At 61.8% G+C, this 16,310-nt stretch carries 16 protein-coding genes and 1 riboswitch; of the genes, 7 read left to right on the top strand and 9 right to left on the bottom strand.

Annotated features, from left to right (window positions below; genetic code table 11):
* Window positions 1–43 precede the first annotated feature (43 nt).
* Window positions 44–490 carry a 6,7-dimethyl-8-ribityllumazine synthase gene (locus Q0478_RS05610; RefSeq protein ID WP_298676998.1) on the bottom strand — a complete coding sequence of 149 codons (447 nt, stop codon included), beginning with the start codon at window positions 488–490 and terminating at the stop codon, window positions 44–46.
* A gap of 82 nt (window positions 491–572) precedes the next feature.
* Window positions 573–777, bottom strand: a riboswitch (FMN riboswitch).
* Between the two features lie 102 nt (window positions 778–879).
* Window positions 880–1,878: an asparaginase gene (locus Q0478_RS05605; RefSeq protein WP_298676996.1), complete on the bottom strand. Its 999-nt coding sequence runs from the start codon at window positions 1,876–1,878 to the stop codon at window positions 880–882.
* A gap of 190 nt (window positions 1,879–2,068) precedes the next feature.
* Between Q0478_RS05605 and Q0478_RS05600 the strand changes: the two genes are divergently transcribed.
* Window positions 2,069–2,575, top strand: coding sequence for an invasion associated locus B family protein (locus Q0478_RS05600; protein WP_298677118.1), 507 nt, complete (start codon window positions 2,069–2,071; stop codon window positions 2,573–2,575).
* A 53-nt stretch (window positions 2,576–2,628) separates the two neighbouring features.
* Here Q0478_RS05600 and Q0478_RS05595 read toward each other — a convergent pair whose 3' ends face one another.
* The 5 genes from Q0478_RS05595 to Q0478_RS05575 all read right to left on the bottom strand — a co-directional run bounded on the left by Q0478_RS05595 (window position 2,629) and on the right by Q0478_RS05575 (window position 7,685).
* Window positions 2,629–3,132 (bottom strand): hypothetical protein, encoded by a 504-nt coding sequence (locus tag Q0478_RS05595; protein ID WP_298676995.1) that lies wholly within the window; start codon window positions 3,130–3,132, stop codon window positions 2,629–2,631.
* The gene (locus Q0478_RS05590) at window positions 3,129–4,376 is read right to left on the bottom strand and encodes a glycerate kinase (RefSeq protein ID WP_298676994.1); all 1,248 of its coding nucleotides are present in this window, start codon (window positions 4,374–4,376) and stop codon (window positions 3,129–3,131) included. Before Q0478_RS05590 ends, Q0478_RS05595 begins: the two co-directional genes overlap by 4 nt.
* Before the next feature lie 115 nt (window positions 4,377–4,491).
* Window positions 4,492–5,760 carry an ABC transporter permease gene (locus Q0478_RS05585; RefSeq protein WP_298676993.1) on the bottom strand — a complete coding sequence of 423 codons (1,269 nt, stop codon included), beginning with the start codon at window positions 5,758–5,760 and terminating at the stop codon, window positions 4,492–4,494.
* Window positions 5,757–6,566 carry an ABC transporter ATP-binding protein gene (locus Q0478_RS05580; RefSeq protein ID WP_298676991.1) on the bottom strand — a complete coding sequence of 270 codons (810 nt, stop codon included), beginning with the start codon at window positions 6,564–6,566 and terminating at the stop codon, window positions 5,757–5,759. The genes Q0478_RS05585 and Q0478_RS05580 overlap by 4 nt, the downstream gene beginning before the upstream one ends.
* 120 nt (window positions 6,567–6,686) lie before the next feature.
* Complete coding sequence (locus tag Q0478_RS05575) at window positions 6,687–7,685, bottom strand: ABC transporter substrate-binding protein (RefSeq protein WP_298676989.1); 999 nt, start codon at window positions 7,683–7,685, stop codon at window positions 6,687–6,689.
* Window positions 7,686–8,067: 382 nt separating this feature from the next.
* Here Q0478_RS05575 and Q0478_RS05570 point away from each other — a divergent pair, with 382 nt between their 5' ends.
* Window positions 8,068–9,456: an aminotransferase class III-fold pyridoxal phosphate-dependent enzyme gene (locus Q0478_RS05570; protein WP_298676987.1), complete on the top strand. Its 1,389-nt coding sequence runs from the start codon at window positions 8,068–8,070 to the stop codon at window positions 9,454–9,456.
* Window positions 9,449–10,138 carry a GNAT family protein gene (locus Q0478_RS05565; RefSeq protein WP_298676986.1) on the top strand — a complete coding sequence of 230 codons (690 nt, stop codon included), beginning with the start codon at window positions 9,449–9,451 and terminating at the stop codon, window positions 10,136–10,138. The genes Q0478_RS05570 and Q0478_RS05565 overlap by 8 nt, the downstream gene beginning before the upstream one ends.
* 121 nt (window positions 10,139–10,259) lie before the next feature.
* On the opposite strand, the gene ilvD is transcribed toward Q0478_RS05565, so the two are convergent.
* Window positions 10,260–12,089 carry a dihydroxy-acid dehydratase gene (gene ilvD / locus Q0478_RS05560; RefSeq protein ID WP_298676984.1) on the bottom strand — a complete coding sequence of 610 codons (1,830 nt, stop codon included), beginning with the start codon at window positions 12,087–12,089 and terminating at the stop codon, window positions 10,260–10,262.
* A 190-nt stretch (window positions 12,090–12,279) separates the two neighbouring features.
* Between ilvD and dapD the strand changes: the two genes are divergently transcribed.
* The 4 genes from dapD (at window position 12,280) to Q0478_RS05540 (ending at window position 15,167) form a co-directional block, all read left to right on the top strand.
* Window positions 12,280–13,107 (top strand): 2,3,4,5-tetrahydropyridine-2,6-dicarboxylate N-succinyltransferase, encoded by an 828-nt coding sequence (gene dapD, locus Q0478_RS05555; RefSeq protein WP_298676982.1) that lies wholly within the window; start codon window positions 12,280–12,282, stop codon window positions 13,105–13,107.
* A gap of 235 nt (window positions 13,108–13,342) precedes the next feature.
* Window positions 13,343–13,717, top strand: a complete 375-nt coding sequence (locus Q0478_RS05550; protein WP_298676980.1) for a hypothetical protein — start codon at window positions 13,343–13,345, stop codon at window positions 13,715–13,717.
* A 1-nt stretch (window position 13,718) separates the two neighbouring features.
* The gene (locus Q0478_RS05545; protein ID WP_298676978.1) at window positions 13,719–14,717 is read left to right on the top strand and encodes a glyceraldehyde 3-phosphate dehydrogenase NAD-binding domain-containing protein; all 999 of its coding nucleotides are present in this window, start codon (window positions 13,719–13,721) and stop codon (window positions 14,715–14,717) included.
* Window positions 14,718–14,783: 66 nt separating this feature from the next.
* Window positions 14,784–15,167 (top strand): MerR family DNA-binding protein, encoded by a 384-nt coding sequence (locus tag Q0478_RS05540; RefSeq protein ID WP_298676977.1) that lies wholly within the window; start codon window positions 14,784–14,786, stop codon window positions 15,165–15,167.
* Window positions 15,168–15,254: 87 nt separating this feature from the next.
* Here Q0478_RS05540 and Q0478_RS05535 read toward each other — a convergent pair whose 3' ends face one another.
* Window positions 15,255–16,166, bottom strand: coding sequence for a LysR family transcriptional regulator (locus Q0478_RS05535; RefSeq protein ID WP_298676975.1), 912 nt, complete (start codon window positions 16,164–16,166; stop codon window positions 15,255–15,257).
* Window positions 16,167–16,310: the final 144 nt, after the last annotated feature.

Raw genomic sequence — 16,310 nt, 5'->3', positions numbered from 1 at the left:
GTCGCGGTGGGGGCCTCGGCTGCGCCTCGGCCCCCTTTTGGCGCTAAGCAGCGAGGCTGGCGCGGGTTTTTGTGATCATCAGGGCGGCTTCGGCGGCTTCGCGGCCCTTTTGCACGAAATGCTCGGCAAAGATCGCCATGTGGTGCTCTGTTTCGTGAAACTGGTGGGGTGTGAGCGACACGCTGAGCACGGGCACGCCTGTCTCAAGCCCGGCGCGCATGAGGCCATCGACCACGGCTTGGGCGACGAACTCGTGGCGGTAGATGCCGCCATCGACCACGAGGGCCGCCGCAGCCACGGCGGCGTAGCGGCCTGAAGCGGCCAGATCGCGCGCCAGAAGCGGCATTTCGAAGGCGCCGGGCACATCGAAGACATCGACCTGTGCGGCGGGGATGCGCTGGGTGAACCCCTCCAGAGCGCGGCTGGTGATGCTGGCGTGCCAGCTGGCCTTGATAAAGGCGTAGCGGGGCAGTGTCTGTGCTTTGTTCATGATGTCACTCCTTTCAGCTTTAGACACGTGCCCAGAGCATAAAGGGACAGCTTTGCGCTGCGGGCTGCGCCCACATCGCTTTTGCTGCTCTCTCCCATCCGGACTGTGACCGTCGGCTCCGGAATTGCACCGGATCTGCTGACACCTTTTGTGGTTCCACAAAGTTTCCGAAAACCGGTTCCCAGTTTTCGGTTCGTGGACACTCAAAGCCGCTCGCGGGCTTGCCCTTGGCTTGCGCCGCAGGCTTTACCGCCGGTGGGGAATTTCACCCCGCCCTGAGAACGCGCTGACGTTGGCACAGAATTTGGGGCGGGGGAAGGGGCTTTGCCCCTCTTGGCCCATGGCCAATTCACCCCAAGGTATTTGCGACCAGAAGAAGCAGGGGCAGTTCAGGCGAAGGCGGCGCCGGCGCGGATATGGCCGGTTGTTTCGCCGGCGAAGTTGAGGATTGGCGCATTGAGGCGTTTGAGGGTGGCGGGATGCTTGGGATCAAGCAGGCCCAGCCGCAGCAGGATGGCGGCAATCGCGCATTCGGCGCCGCGGGTGGAGCCATCCACGATTTTGAGGGCAATGCCGATTTTCTTTTCGGGCACGATGGCGATGAAGAAAGCTTCGGCGCCTGTTTTGAGGGCCACGCGGCCGTTCATGGCGCGCATGAGCTCGGTGCAGGCGCGGCCCTCGCCAGCCACCAGTTCGGGGTATGTGCGCATGGCGTCGCGCAGGCGGGCGGCGGCTTTTTCGCGGCTGTTGCCGCCATCGGAGGCGGCGGCAAAAAAGGCCATGGCGCGGGCCACCCCATGCAGCGTGGCTGCGAAGTTGGGGGCGGAGCAGCCATCAATGCCGTAGCCGGGGCTGGTTTCTTGCGTGAGCTCTTCAAAGGCGGCGCGGCAGGCCTTTTGCACCGGGTGATCTGGCGCGACATATTGGGGGTCTTTGCTGCCGAGGTGGCGGCTCAGGGTGAGAAAGCCCGCGTGTTTGCCGGAGCAGTTGTTGTGGTAGCGGCAGGGGGAGGCATCGGTTTTGTGCATCTTGATCAGGTCGGCCTCATCACGCGGGGCCTGGGGGCCGCAGTTGAGATCGGCATCTGTCAGGCCGAGATCCTTGAGCCAGTTTTGCACCCTATCGGTGTGGATGGGTGCGCCCTGGTGGGAGGCGCAGGCGAGCGCGAGCTGTTCGCCGGTGAGGCCAAAAGCATCTGCGGCGCCGCTCTCGAGCAGCGGCATGGCTTGCAGCATTTTGGAGGAAGAGCGCGGCAGCACGGTGAGGTTTGGGTCGCCCCAGCTTTCGAGGATCTCTCCGCCCGGCCCGCAGACGACGGCATGGCCCATGTGGAGGCTTTCCAGAAAGGGGCCACGCCAGATTTCGGCCATGGATACTGCTGCGGTCATGTCTGTCTCCCGAAAACTTGTGCGATTTTCCGCCAATTGCTCTTTCGTATATGGCAGTTTTCAGGGTAATGTCGCAATGTCGAGTGGAAAACGGCCCGAAAAGAATATTGGCAAAAGCCGCGGGCCAGGTGGAATTGAGGCAACGGACGGCTGGAGGCTGGAGAATATGGGATTACGATTTGCGCAAAATATGGCTTGTGCGGTTTTTCTGGCATTGGGCGCTGGCGGCGTAAACGCGCAGGAGACAAGCGACAACCAGGTTGCCACAAAGACGGCCTGGGCGGTGTTTGCGGACAGCAACCCAAAGGAATGTTGGGCGGTGAGTGCGCCCAAGGAAACGGTCAACACCAAGGATGGGCGCGAGGTGGCGGTGCGCCGGGGGGATATTCTGTTGATGACCTTTTTCCGCCCTGCGGCACAGGTGAGCGGGCAGCTGGCCTTCACGGGGGGCTACCCGTTTGCGAAAGGCTCGACGGTTTCCATGAACATTGACGGCACGGTGTTTGAGCTGTTCACGGACGGTGAATGGGCCTGGGCGGCATCGGCGGCAGAGGATGCCAAGATTGTCGCGGCCCTCAAGCGCGGCTCCAACGCGGTTTTGACCGCCCGCTCCGGGCGCGGCACACAGACCAAGGACAGTTTTTCGCTCTCGGGCTTTACGGCGGCTGTGGAAGACGCGGAAAAGCGCTGTAACTAGGCCCCCGGGCAGGTGAGGTGACGAAAGGCGCGGGCAGTGGTCTGCGCTTTTTGCTAGTGGCAGGCAGCGGCCAAATCTGCGCGTGATTTTATGTGAAGGGTCGCGCATGTGCTGGGGGCGGTGAGCGCAAGCCTGTGCAGTTTCGGGCGCATCTCGCGGTGCATCCAGAGCATCATGGGGTAGAGCTTGTGGGATGCTTTCCAGAGCTTGCAGCCCTGTGGCGCGCCGTCTTTGCCTGTCAGAAGCGAGCTGATCTGGCGTTTGGTGGCCCAGAAGAGATGTTGCGAAAGCGGCAAGTCGATGTGGATGAAGGTATCTGCGCGCGCCAGGCGGGCTGTGATGCTGCTCCAGGGGCCGACGCCATCAAGGATCCAAGCGTCGCGGGCGATGAGCGCTTTGTGGGCGGCCTGAAATTGGTCTGGCGGTGTGGGCTGCCAGTTTGGCTGCCAGAGCAGATCATCTAGCGCATGGTGGTGCAGGGCGTATTTTTGCGCCAGCGCCCGAGCGAGGCGGGATTTGCCGCCGGCTGCATTGCCGATGATCATGACCCGTTTCACGGGGGCCAGCCGATAAGGATGGCGCGGAAATCATTGACATTGGTGCCGGTTGGTCCGGGTGTGAACAGCGCTTGGGCGGCGGCAAAGGCTGTGTAGGCGTCATTGTCTGCGAGCGCTTTGAGCGGGTCGGTGCCGGCGGCGCGGATGAGCGCGGCGGTTTGGCCTGTGGCAAAGGCGCCGGCGTTGTCTTCGGAACCGTCGATTCCGTCGGTATCGGCGGCGAGCGCGTTGATCTGTGGCGCGCCGTCAATGCCGAGTGCGAAGGCCAGCAGGTATTCGCTGTTGCGCCCGCCGCGGCCCTGGCCTGTGAGGGTGACTGTTGTTTCGCCGCCTGAGAGGATGAGGCGCGGGGCCATGCTGGCTTTGGCGTAGGCGGCATGGGCCGCGCCGAGGCGGCGCGCCTCGCCTTCCAGATCGTCACCGAGGATCTCAACGGGCCAGCCCCGGGCTGCGCCGACCCGTGCCGCAGCGGCGAGGGACTGTGCGGCAGAGGCGATGACATGCACCTCATGGTTGGCAAACACCGGATCGGAGGGCACCGGGGGCTCGGGGGCTGTCTGGAGGTGGTGCAGCAGATGTGCGGGCAGGGTTATCTTGTGCTGTTCAAGCGCCGCGCGCGCGGTGGCGCGGTTGGACCAGGAGGGCACAGTGGGGCCGGAGGCGACTTCGGCCGGGTCATCACGCGGGACATCGGAGACCACGAGGCTGACCATGCGGGCCTGTGTGGCTGCGGCAAGGCGGCCGCCCTTCACGCGGCTGAACATCTTGCGAATGGCATTCATGGCGCTGATCGGCGCGCCGCAAGCCAGCAGCGCCTCATTGAGGGTCTGTTCATCCTTGAGCGTGAGCCCGGCGGCGGGGGCGGCCAGCAGCGCAGACCCGCCGCCACAGACCAGTGCAATGACCAGGTCATGGGGCGTGAGATCCTTGATCTGGTCAAAGAGCGCTGTTGTGGCCGCGAGGCCTGCGGCATCGGGGACCGGGTGGGCGGCCTGGAGCACTTTGATTTGGCGGGTGGGCGCGCCAAAGCCATAGCGGGTGACCACGCAGCCCGACAGGGGCGTGGGCCAGAGCTGTTCGAGCGCGGCGGCCATTTGTGCCGCCCCCTTGCCAGCGCCAATCACCACTGTGCGGCCTCTCGTGGGCGGCTGCGGCAAATGGTTGGCCAGCGCCTGCAAGGGATCGGCCGCTGTTATGGCGGTGTCAAAAAGCGAGGTGAGAAGGGCTTTGGCGCGCGGTTCCATGGCGCAAGCTTAGCGCTTCGCCGGGCGGGGGCAACTCAATAAGCACAGATCGCACAGCCCATAGAAAAGCCCCCGCACGGCCGGTGCGGGGGCTTAGAGCGCAGGTGCGCGTGGCTTAGGAGCGGCCTTTCCAAGGCACGAGGCGGCGCTCGGCCACGCGCATCAGGATGTCGATGCTGTAGCCGATGATCCCGATGAGGATGATGCCCATGATGACAATGTCGGTGAGCTGGAAGCGCGCGGCGACCATGATCATCATACCGGCCCCCTTTTCCGCGGCGACAAGTTCTGCGGCGACAACAGTGCCCCAGCAGACCCCCATGGCGACGCGCGCGCCTGTGAAGATTTCGGGCAGGCTATTGGGCACGATCACATGGCGCATGAGCTGCCATTTGGAGGCCCCGAGCGAATAGGCGGCGTGCACTTTTGTGATGTTCACACCGGAGACACCGGCCCGCGCGGCGATGGCCATGATCCAGAGCGCCGCGAGGAACAGCAGGATGATTTTGCCAACCTCGCCAATGCCAAACCAGATGATCACCAGCGGGATCAGAGCGAGGGGCGGAACGGGGCGCATGAATTCGACGATCGGATCAAACCAGCCACGGAACCAGTTGGACAGACCCATGGCATAGCCCAGCGGGATGCCCACCAGCGCGCCGAGCGCGAAGCCTACGACCACCCGGAACAGCGAGTAGCCCAGATGTTCCCAGAGGGTGAAGCCCTGATAGCCTTCGGTGGCAACTTCAAAGAAGCGCTCGATCACTTTTTCGGGCGGTGGCAGCCAGATTGGCTCCATTTGCATCCCGCCGGGCGGGGTGATCTGGATGGCGCCCTTGTCGGTGAGGGAGACCTCGCCGGCGCGCACGAAGACCGATTGGCCAATGCTGATGGGTTGGCCATCAATTGCGATCACTTTGGCCCCGTCACGGCGTTTTGCGCCATCGTTCTTGTCAAAGAGGACCGTCTTTGTGCGCCCCGCCGAGACCAGCGCGGCATCATTTTTGGCAAAACCTGCGCCCTCGTCCACTTCGGGCATGGCAGGGTCTTCGCCGAACTTGTGAACGCGCAGGGTGATGGTGGCTTTGTCGGTGTTTCCGTTGCCGTCGTCGAGCGTGTAGGTCAATTCGGTGTCGCCGATGAAGGGGGCAGGGGCGTGGATGGGCGCCCATTTGGAGCCGGTGAACGCCCCCCAGAGCAGGAAGATGGCAATGACGGAGATCACACTTGCCCAGCGGTCGGGCCGCACGGCGCTTTCATCGCCGAAGGTGACTGTCTTCAGCGAAGTGAAATCGGCGGTTTTCGCCATGATCCTGGCAAAGCCGAACCGCACGATAAAGAAGCCCAGCAGAAACAGGGCGATATAGATCAGCAGGACAGTCATGCGCTTGCCTCCTCGGAACGACCCATGATTTCTTCTTCCATGTCCCAGATCATGCTGAGAATTTCCTCGCGTTTCTCGCCAAACTCGGGGTGCTTTTTCACCTCGCGCAGGTCTTGGCCCACGCCCATATCGGCAAAGGGCAGGCGGTATTCGCGGTGAATGCGTCCCGGGCGCGGGGCCAGAACGAGCAGGCGCTCGCCCAGTAACAGGGCCTCTTCAACCGAATGGGTGATGAGGATGATGGTTTTGCCGGTCTCTTTCCAAAGCTTGAGCACAAGCCCCTGCATTTTTTCACGGGTGAGCGCGTCGAGCGCGCCGAGAGGTTCGTCCATCAGGATCACGTCGGGGTCATTGGCAAGGCAGCGGGCCAGAGCCACGCGCTGCTGCATTCCGCCCGACAGCTCGAAGACGGATTTTTCCTTGAAATCCTTGAGGCCGACAATATCCAGCAGGTGGTCGACCGTGTCGCGCCATTGGGCTTCGCTCTGGCCTTTCATGCGGGGGCCGAAGCTGACGTTTTCGCGCACGCTCATCCACTCAAAGAGAGCGCCTTGCTGAAAGACCATGCCGCGCTCGGCGTCGGGGCCTGTGATCAGGTGGTCATTGAGGGTCATCTTGCCTTCGGTGGGGGCTAGGAAGCCTGCAATGATGTTGAGAAGCGTTGTCTTGCCGCAGCCTGAGGGGCCCAGCACGCTCATCAGCTCGCCGGACTGGATGTTCAGGGAAATATCTTTGAGCGCCTGCACATGGCTGCCATTGGGCAGATCAAACCGCATGGAAATTTTATCAATTGAAAGAGTAGACATGCCCGCCTTTCGGAGCCGGAGGCTCTTGTTTTTATGGCCCATTCACCTGAAATTGCAGGGTGTGCGCCGCTTTTGCGAGAGGGTGCGCAGCAAGGCCTGTGCCCTGCTGCGCCCGTTGGTTTACATACCTTTTGCGGCTTGCAGCGGGCCTGTGTTGACGGTGCCTGAATAGGTGTCCAGTGCGGCGTCAATGCTGCCGGCTTCAAGGAAGACATCTGCGACGCCTTTCATGAAGGTCTGGGCGTTGCCCCCGAGCCAGCCTGAGGCCAGCTGCTCGTCAACCGTTGGGAAGGTGAAGGTTGCAATCGTGTCCTTCGTGGCCTGCTCGTCCATGCCCGCGTCTTTGGCGATGACGGGGAGCATTTTGGCATGGTTGGCCTCATCGGCCCACATGGCGTTGGCGTCAGCTGTCACTTTCAGGAATTTCGCGACCAGATCACCGTTCTCGGCCACAAAACCTGCCGGGGCAGATGTGACGTCAAAGACCAGAATGCCGAGCGCTGTTTTTTCGTCACCCGTGAGGAGCACATTGCCGTGCTCTTTGGCACGGCGCAGCGAGCCGCCCCAGCCGCAGAACATATCTACCGCGCCCTGCGCGATTGCGGCGGCACCTTCTGGTGGGTTCATGTTGACCACTTCCATCGAGCCGACATCAACGCCGAAATGGCTCATCTGCTTGAGGAAGCCGTAGTGTGCGGCGGTGCCCAACGGCACGGCGACTTTCTTGCCGGCCAGCTCGCCGGCGTTTGTTTTATCGATTTCCAGCGCTTCGGCCACCACGCAGTTATCGTTTTCGGCATAGCTGACGGCGACATCAATGATCTGGAGGTCCTGACCGCCGGATGTGGCCACCACGAAAGGCGGCACGCCTTGGCTGACCGAGATGTGCACGTCGCCAGAGGCCATGGCGGCGCTCATTTCGGTGCCCGAGCCAAAGGCACGCCAGTTGACTTTAACGCCCATGGCGTCGTCATAGGCGCCGGCGACTTTGTGGTGTTGGAAGGGCATGGGCCATTCCTGAAAGAAGGCAACGGTAATTTCATCAAGCGCAGAGGCCTGGCTTCCCGTGATCATGGCTGTAGCTGCGACCGCAGAAAGAAGAGTTGATTTGAGTGTCATGGAATAGCTCCCGTTGGTGTTGCACGCCTGTGCGGCGCGGCCCTCCAGTTGATCTGGATTTTGGGCGTTTTGGAAAGGGCGCACCCGCCTTGGCGCACCCCTTGGCCGCATGAGGGCTTAAATGCTGATTCCCTTCAACGGTTATTTTGTGGAATGCGCGGTATTTTCAGCTTTCTGGAAAACTGTATTTGGCCGGTTTGGCCTATTGTTGCGCAACAAAACTTGGCTGTGCTGAAAAAACGGGCTGGCTGTGTTCGTTGGTTTTGGTCTTATATGACAAAACGGACTGGCCCTATCAGATTCGCACAAAATAGCGCTCTTCTGGGCATAGAATTTGATCAAAACCAGAGCACATCTGCGCTCTGAACGGAGGCTTCTTGAAATGGACGGCAATCTTACTCCCAATGACATCAGCCATATTGTTGACGCGGATCGCGCGCATGTCTGGCATCACCTGACCCAGCACAAGCCGTTTGAAACGGGTGAGCCGCGGGTCATCATTGAAGGCAAGGGGATGCGTGTCTGGGATCAGCATGGCAAGGAGTGGCTGGATGCGGTGTCGGGCGGAGTCTGGACTGTCAATGTGGGCTACGGGCGCGAGAGCATTGCCAATGCGGTGCGCGACCAGCTGATCAAGCTGCCCTATTTTGCCGGCTCGGCGGGCTCTGTTCCCGGCGCCTTGTTTGCGGAGAAGCTGATCAGCAAGATGCCCGGCATGAGCCGTGTCTATCAGACAAACTCCGGCTCGGAGGCCAATGAGAAGGCCTTCAAGATGGTGCGCCAGATCAGCCACAAGCGCTATGGCGGCAAGAAATACAAGATCCTGTATCGCGACCGCGATTATCATGGCTCCACCCTTGCCGCGATGTCGGCAGGCGGTCAGGACGAGCGCAACGCCCAATACGGCCCCTTCGCGCCCGGTTTCGTGCGCGTGCCGCATTGCATGGAGTATCGCGCACAATGGGACCTCACGGGCGAGGCCTATGCCGCTGCAAGCGTGAAGGCGATTGAAGAGGTCATTCTGGCGGAAGGCGCGGACACCATCGGCGCGCTCTGCCTTGAGCCTGTGACAGCGGGGGGCGGGGTGATTCCTGCGCCTGAGGGCTACTGGCCGCTCATTCAGGAGCTGTGCCGCAAGTATGACATTCTCTTGCACATCGACGAGGTTGTCTGTGGGGTGGGCCGCACGGGCACGGAGTGGTTCGGGTATCAGCACTATGGTATCGAGCCTGATTTTGTGACCATGGCCAAGGGTGTGGCCTCGGGCTATGCCGCGATTGCCTGCTGTGTGACCAACGAGCGTGTTTTTGAGATGTTCAAGGACGACGACACCGACCCGCTCAACTACTTCCGCGATATTTCCACATTCGGGGGCTGCACGGCGGGGCCGGCGGCGGCGCTGGAGTGTTTCCGCATCATCGAGGACGAGAACCTGCTGGAAAACACCACCAAGATGGGCGCGCGCTTCATGGACAACCTGCGTGCGCTTCAGGAGAAGCACAAGGTTATCGGCGATGTGCGCGGGCTTGGTCTTTTCTGCGGGGCCGAGCTTGTGGCGGACCGCGCCAGCAAGGAGCCTGTGGCCGAGAAGATGGTGGCGCAGGTTGTGGCCGAATGCGGCAAGCGCAACGTGATCATCGGCGCGACGAACCGCTCGATTCCGGGCTTTAACAACACGCTGTGTTTCTCGCCGGCGTTGATTTCGACGCCCGATGTCATTGACGAGATCACCGAGGCGGTGGACGGGGCGCTGGGCGCGGTCTTTGGCTAAGCGGGTGAACGACATGGGCCAGCCTGTGGGCTGGCCTGTGACGCTTGAGCTGCCGCGGCCTGCACCAGAGCGCGTGCGGCTGGCGGGGCGGTTCTGTAGTGTGGTGCCGCTTGACGCAGAGGCGCATGGCGCTGCGCTTTGGCAGGCGTTTTCGCAGGATGCTTTGGGGGCGAACTGGACGTATCTGCCGATTGGGCCTTACGCGTTCGAGGCGGACTTCCTGGCGTTCTTGAGCGCGGCTGAGGCCAGTGCGGACCCGCTCTATTTCACCGTGCTGAACGGTGAGGGGCGTGCTGTAGGCCATGCGACGTTTCTGAGGATCGACCCCGCGAATGGGGTGATTGAGGTTGGATTTATCCACTTTTCGCCGCTCATGCAGCGCACGCCGATGAGCACGGAAGCGATGTATCTGATGATGCACTATGTTTTTGAGACGCTTGGCTACCGGCGCTATGAGTGGAAATGCGATGCTTTGAACGCGCCGTCGGTTGCTGCCGCCAAGCGGCTTGGGTTCACCTTTGAGGGCGTGTTCCGGCAGGCCGTTGTCTATAAGGGGCGCAACCGTGATACGGCGTGGCTTTCTGTGATTGACGGCGCTTGGCCTGCTTTGAAGGCGCGGTTTGAGCGCTGGTTGGACCCGGGCAATTTTGACACCGAGGGGCGGCAGAAGGCTTCATTGTAGGATCGAATTTGCTTTGCAAATCCGATCCGTTGGGGGACGCTGTCCCCCTGATTCAAAAGCCCTGCTTTTGAATCCCCCCCTGGGATATTTCGAGCAATAAGAAAGGTGCAGGGGCTTTGCTTTAGAGCTGACGGACCGCGCCTTTGGCGGCGGAGGTCGTCATGGAGGCGTAGGCCTTCAGCGCGGTTGTGACTTTGCGTTTGCGTTCTTTGGCGGGCTGCCAGCCTTTGTCATCTTGCGCGCGGCGGCGGGCGTTGAGCTCGGCGTCATCGACTGCAAGGTTGATTGTGCGGTTGGGGATGTCGATCTCGATGAGATCGCCATGCTCCACGAGGCCGATGAGCCCGCCTTCGGCCGCTTCGGGGGAGACATGGCCGATGGAGAGGCCGGATGTGCCACCCGAGAAGCGGCCATCGGTGAGCAGGGCGCAGGCCGCGCCGAGGCCCTTGGATTTGAGGTAGGAGGTTGGGTAGAGCATTTCCTGCATCCCCGGGCCGCCGCGCGGGCCTTCGTAGCGGATGACCACCACGTCGCCAGCTGTGACCTTGCCTGTGAGGATGTCGCTCACGGCCTGATCCTGGCTTTCGCAGACATAGGCGGGGCCGGAGAACGTGAGGATGCTGTCATCGACGCCCGCTGTTTTGACGATGCAGCCATCTTCTGCGAGGTTGCCGAAGAGCACGGCGAGGCCGCCATCCTGGCTGAAGGCGTGTTCTTTGGTGCGGATGACGCCTTCTTTGCGGTCCAGGTCGAGCGCAGGGTAGCGGCGGTTTTGGGAGAAGGCGACCTGTGTGGGCACGCCGCCTGGTGCTGCGCGGTAGAACTCGTGCACGGCTTCATCGGTGCTTTGGGCCACATCGTATTTGGCCAGCGCCTCGGCCATGGTTGGGGCGTGCACGGTGGGCAGATCGCGGTGGATGAGGCCAGCGCGGTCAAGCTCGCCCAAGATGGCCATGATGCCGCCGGCGCGGTGGACGTCTTCCATATGCACATCATCTTTGGCGGGGGCGACTTTGCACAGGCAGGGAACCTTGCGGCTGAGCCTGTCGATATCCTGCATCGAAAAGTCGATCTCGCCTTCGTGGGCGGCGGCGAGGAGGTGCAGAACGGTGTTGGTGGAGCCGCCCATGGCGATGTCGAGCGTCATGGCGTTTTCAAACGCTTTGAAGCTGGCGATGTTGCGGGGCAGGACGGAATAATCCTCGCCCTCGTAGAACCGCTTGCAGAGATCGACGACGCGGTGGCCTGCTTCGCGGAAGAGCGCTTCGCGGTCGGCGTGGGTGGCGAGGACCGAGCCGTTTCCCGGCAGGGAAAGGCCGAGGGCCTCTGTGAGGCAGTTCATCGAGTTGGCGGTGAACATGCCCGAGCAGGAGCCGCATGTCGGGCAGGCGGAGCGCTCGATCGCTTCGACTTGCTCATCTGACATGTTTTCATCGGCGGCGGCGACCATGGCATCGACGAGGTCAATTGCCTTTTCTTCGCCGTCCCAGACAACCTTGCCCGCTTCCATCGGCCCGCCGGAGACAAAGACACAGGGGATGTTGAGGCGCATGGCGGCCATGAGCATTCCGGGGGTGATCTTGTCGCAATTGGAGATGCAGACCATGGCATCGGCGCAATGGGCGTTGACCATATATTCGGTGCTGTCGGCGATGATCTCGCGGCTGGGCAGCGAGTAGAGCATCCCGTCGTGGCCCATGGCGATGCCGTCATCGACGGCGATGGTGTTGAATTCTTTGGCGACGCCACCAGCCTTTTCCACTTCGCGGGCCACGAGCTGGCCCAGATCTTTCAGGTGGACATGCCCCGGCACGAACTGGGTGAAGGAGTTGACAATGGCGACGATGGGTTTGCCGAAGTCATCATCTTTCATGCCTGTTGCGCGCCAGAGGCCGCGGGCTCCGGCCATGTTGCGGCCGTGGGTGCTGGTGCGGGAACGAAGAACGGGCATGAAGACCTCCTGAATTTATCTGGGAGGCAATGTGCATATGGGCGCGCCAAAGGCAAGGGCGGGCAGTGGCGCGGCTTCTGCGCGCTATTGGCGCAGCCAGCGCGGCGGTTCGGGCGAAGCGATTGCGCGGCACTTAGAAGGCGGCTAAAGGAGAGGCAAGTTTAGAAACCGGCGATTTGGAGAGACACAGATGTCAAATGCACAGCTTGAAGCGGCAATCGAAGCGGCATGGGAGGCGCGTGACGCGATCACCGCCGCGACAACGGGCGAGACCCGTGACGCTATTGAAGACACGCTCGCGGCACTTGACAGCGGCAAGCTGCGCGTCGCCGAGAAGCAGGACGACGGAAGCTGGCATGTGAACCAATGGGCCAAGAAAGCCGTGCTTCTGGGGTTCCGCATCAAGGATATGGAAATTCAGGAAGGCGGCCCGCAGGCCGGCGGCTGGTGGGACAAGGTGGACAGCAAGTTCATGGGCTGGAAGGCCGAAGACTGGAAAACCGCAGGTTTCCGCGCTGTGCCCAACTGTGTGGTGCGCAAAAGCGCCTATATTGCGCCCGGTGTTGTGCTTATGCCCTCATTTGTGAACATTGGTGCCTATGTGGACAGCGGCACGATGGTGGACACTTGGGCGACTGTCGGCTCGTGTGCGCAGATTGGCAAAAACGTGCATCTTAGCGGCGGCGTGGGCATTGGCGGTGTTTTGGAGCCGATGCAGGCGGGGCCGACCATTATTGAAGACAACTGCTTTATCGGCGCGCGCTCAGAGGTTGTGGAAGGCTGCATCGTGCGCGAAGGCTCTGTGCTGGGCATGGGTGTTTTCATCGGCCAGTCGACCAAGATTGTTGACCGCGAAACCGGCGAAGTGATGTATGGCGAAGTGCCGGCGGGCTCTGTTGTTGTGGCAGGCTCGATGCCGAGCAAGAACGGCGTGAACCTTTACTGCGCCGTGATCGTGAAGCGGGTGGACGAGCGCACGCGCTCCAAGACCTCGATCAACGAGTTGCTCAGGGACTGATCGCTCTATCAGCGAAAACCCTTAAGGCGCGGCGACGGAAGTTGCCGCGTTTTGCGTTTCAGACCTTGAGCAAGGGAGAGAACGCGATGGCGAGACTGGTGATATTGACGGCATTGATTGGCGTTGGTTTGTGGATGCAGGCCAACGGGCTGGTGTGAGCGGGCCGCTTTGCGCGGGTTGACTTGGCTTGCGGCTTTCGCCAAGCCTGCGCGCAAGTGAGCGAGGGAGCCGCGCGATGGCCGAAGAGAGCGAAAAGAAGAAAAAAGCCAAGAAGCCCCAGCAGGTTTACACCCTGCTGGTGGAGATTGGCCGCAAGGAAGGCGACGGGCTGCCCAAGGGCGCGACCGGCGCGGCACTTGTGATTTACGCCAGCGGTGTGGACGAGGCCGAGGCTGTGCGCGAGACCGTGGCCATTCTCAAGCAGGCCGATACCGCGCCTTTGGATGTGACGGGGTATGGCACGCTGGAAGAGCGCGAGGCGCTGGGCCATGACATCCCGGAAGAAGAGCGCGCGCTGATGGCGCGGGCGCTGGCGGAGAACGCCGTGATTGTGGCGCAGATGGAGCCGCATTTTGAGGGCCAGGGCTACACAAGCGAGAGCGAGCACTGAGATGCCCCAAGCGCCTGTCAGAATTGCGATCAACGGCTTCGGGCGGATTGGCCGCTCGATCCTCAGGATGTTGCATGGCGCGCGGGCGGGTGAGTTTGAGGTCGTTTTGATCAACGATATCGCGCCGCTTGAGAGCTGTGCCTATTTGTTTGCTTATGACAGTATTTTCGGCCCGTTTCCCGGCCAGGTCGAGCACGGCGATAAGCGGCTGGATGTGGAGGCGCGGAGCTATCCGTTTCATGCCGAGGCCGATATTCGCGCGCTGGATCTGAGCGGTGTGGATGTGCTTTTGGAGTGCACGGGCGCGGCGGGCAACCGTGCGGTGGCCGAGCGTGGGCTTGAGGCAGGGGCGAAAGCTGTGCTGATCTCCGGCCCCTCGGAGGCGGCGGACAAGACTGTTGTTCTGGGGGCAAACGAAGCCCAGCTTGGCGCGCACCGGATTGTCAGCAATGCCAGTTGCACGACCAATGCGCTTGCGCCGCTCTTGCGCCTTTTGGACGAGGGCTGGGGCGTTCAAAGCGGGCATATGACCACGGTGCATTGCTACACGGGCAGCCAGCCGACGATTGACAAGCCGAGGGGCGATTTGGTGCGCAGCCGCGCGGCGGCGCTCTCGATGGTTCCGACGACGACGAGCGCAGCCAAGCTGATTGACGTGGTTCTGCCCAAGCTGGCGGGGCGGATCGAGGCGCGCGCGGTGCGTGTGCCGACGGCGAGTGTTTCGGCGATTGACCTTGCGGTGCAGCTCTCAAAGCCGGCCACTGTGGCCGCTGTGAACGCGGCCTTTGAAGCGCGGGCCAAGGATAGCCCGCTCTTTGGCTATATCATCCAGCCGCTTGTTTCGACCGACCTGCGCGCGCGGCCTGAAAGCATCATCCTGTCAGGGCGCGAAACCAGCGTCTCGGTGGGTGGCTTGCTGCGGGTATTTGGCTGGTATGACAACGAATGGGGCTTCTCCAGCCGAATGCTCGATATGGCCCGCCTGATGGCGCGGCGCTGAGGCGCTTTGAGTTGGATCAGATTTGCGCTAGGCTTTTTGCAACCGGCGGGTCAAGCGGAGAGTGCCATGAATATTTCGGGAGCGGCGAAGGCGGCGGGGCTGCCTGTGAAGACGGTGCGCTATTATGCCGATATCGGGCTGGTGGAGCCCGCGGCGCGCACGGCGGCGGGCTATCGCGCCTATGATGATGTGAGCCTGCGCAAGCTAACCTTTGTGGGCCGTGCGCGGCGGTTTGGCTTTTCGATTGCGCAGTGTCGCGAGCTTTTGGGGCTATATGAAGATGCCGCGCGCAGCAGCGCGGAGGTGCGCCAGATTGCAGCGGCGCGGTTGGAAGACATCCGCACCAAGCAGCGCGAGCTGGAAAAGCTGGCGGCTGAACTGGAGCTGCTTGTGGGAGCCTGCTGCGGAGACGAGAGGCCGGATTGCCCCATTTTGGATTACTTGAGCTAGGGGCAAGATCTGGCCGGTTTGCCCTGTGGCGAGGGCGCTTGCGAGTATTTTTGCCAAGAAAAAGCCAGGGCTCAGGAAAGTCAGGGCTCAGGACAGGCCCAATCGTTTGAGCGCGGGTTTGAGCGTTTCGGCGACATGGTCGATGAAGAGACGCACTTTTGGGTCTTGGAGTTTGCGGTGCGGATAAAGGCAGACAAGGCTCGTGGGCAGTGGCGGGGTTTCAGCGAGCAGTTCCACAAGCGCGCCTGACGCCAGCGCTTGGGCGACTTCAAAGCGCGGCTTATTGGCGATGCCTTCGCCCTTGAGCGCCCAATCGGTGAGGATATCGGAGCTGTCGGCATCAAAGCGGCCCTGCACATTGAGTTTGAGCGGGCCTTCTTTTGTGCCGAGGGTCCAGAAATACTCGGGTGAGCGTGGATACCGCAGCAACAGGCAATTGTGCGCGAGCAGCGCTTGCGGGGTTTTGGGGACGCCGTGCGCTGCGAGATAGGACGGGGCGGCCACAAGTGCGCGGGGGCATTCCGCGAGTTTGCGTTGCTTGAAATTGCTGTCAGGTGGGTTGCCGAGCTGGAAGGCGATGTCGAGCCGGTCTTCCAGCAGGTCGACTTTGCGGTCAGACAGGCGCAGCTGCACCTGCACCTCGGGGTGGGCCTTTGCAAAGGCGGGCACCAGGGGCGCGAGCAGGCGCTGACCGAGCCCGAGCGGTGCGGAAACCCGCAACGCGCCGCGCGGCTGGCCAGAGAAGCCTGCAAGGGCGGCTTCGGCATCTTCGAGGGTCGCAATGACCTTGCGGGCGTGATCATAGAAGAGCTGGCCTGCCTCGGTGGTGCGCAGCTTGCGGGTGGTGCGGTCAAACAGGCGCGCGCCGAGGCGTTTTTCAAGCTCTTTGATGCGGTTGGAGGCGACGGCGGGTGTGAGGCGCATATCCCGCCCTCCCGAGGTGATTGAGCCAAGCTCAACCACGCGGCAGAAAACCTTGATGCTTTCGATATAGGGCATGGTATCCTCTTTCCTGTTGGGCAAGTATGGCAGACGGCGGGACGATTTATTTTATAAAATTTGTTGAAAGTGTCTCGCCAAACAGGCGCTATCGTTGAAAGCTGTGGCGGCGTAAGCTGGCGCGGGAAGCCAATGCGGAGGCGA

Source organism: uncultured Lentibacter sp. (assembly GCF_937123735.1).
Classification (GTDB): Bacteria; Pseudomonadota; Alphaproteobacteria; order Rhodobacterales; family Rhodobacteraceae; genus Lentibacter.
This window is presented reverse-complemented; position numbering and strand designations above follow the sequence as displayed.

Bases quoted from the DNA above. Each gene is read 5' to 3' on its own strand.
- Q0478_RS05540 (WP_298676977.1), top strand. From the start codon at position 14,784: ATGAATATTTCGGGAGCGGCGAAGGCGGCGGGGCTGCCTGTGAAGACG.
- ilvD (WP_298676984.1), bottom strand. From the start codon at position 12,089: ATGCCCGTTCTTCGTTCCCGCACCAGCACCCACGGCCGCAACATGGCC.
- Q0478_RS05545 (WP_298676978.1), top strand. From the start codon at position 13,719: ATGCCCCAAGCGCCTGTCAGAATTGCGATCAACGGCTTCGGGCGGATT.
- Q0478_RS05580 (WP_298676991.1), bottom strand. From the start codon at position 6,566: ATGTCTACTCTTTCAATTGATAAAATTTCCATGCGGTTTGATCTGCCC.
- Q0478_RS05570 (WP_298676987.1), top strand. From the start codon at position 8,068: ATGGACGGCAATCTTACTCCCAATGACATCAGCCATATTGTTGACGCG.
- Q0478_RS05610 (WP_298676998.1), bottom strand. From the start codon at position 490: ATGAACAAAGCACAGACACTGCCCCGCTACGCCTTTATCAAGGCCAGC.
- Q0478_RS05575 (WP_298676989.1), bottom strand. From the start codon at position 7,685: ATGACACTCAAATCAACTCTTCTTTCTGCGGTCGCAGCTACAGCCATG.
- Q0478_RS05535 (WP_298676975.1), bottom strand. From the start codon at position 16,166: ATGCCCTATATCGAAAGCATCAAGGTTTTCTGCCGCGTGGTTGAGCTT.
- Q0478_RS05605 (WP_298676996.1), bottom strand. From the start codon at position 1,878: ATGACCGCAGCAGTATCCATGGCCGAAATCTGGCGTGGCCCCTTTCTG.
- Q0478_RS05600 (WP_298677118.1), top strand. From the start codon at position 2,069: ATGGCTTGTGCGGTTTTTCTGGCATTGGGCGCTGGCGGCGTAAACGCG.
- Q0478_RS05590 (WP_298676994.1), bottom strand. From the start codon at position 4,376: ATGGAACCGCGCGCCAAAGCCCTTCTCACCTCGCTTTTTGACACCGCC.
- dapD (WP_298676982.1), top strand. From the start codon at position 12,280: ATGTCAAATGCACAGCTTGAAGCGGCAATCGAAGCGGCATGGGAGGCG.
- Q0478_RS05550 (WP_298676980.1), top strand. From the start codon at position 13,343: ATGGCCGAAGAGAGCGAAAAGAAGAAAAAAGCCAAGAAGCCCCAGCAG.
- Q0478_RS05585 (WP_298676993.1), bottom strand. From the start codon at position 5,760: ATGACTGTCCTGCTGATCTATATCGCCCTGTTTCTGCTGGGCTTCTTT.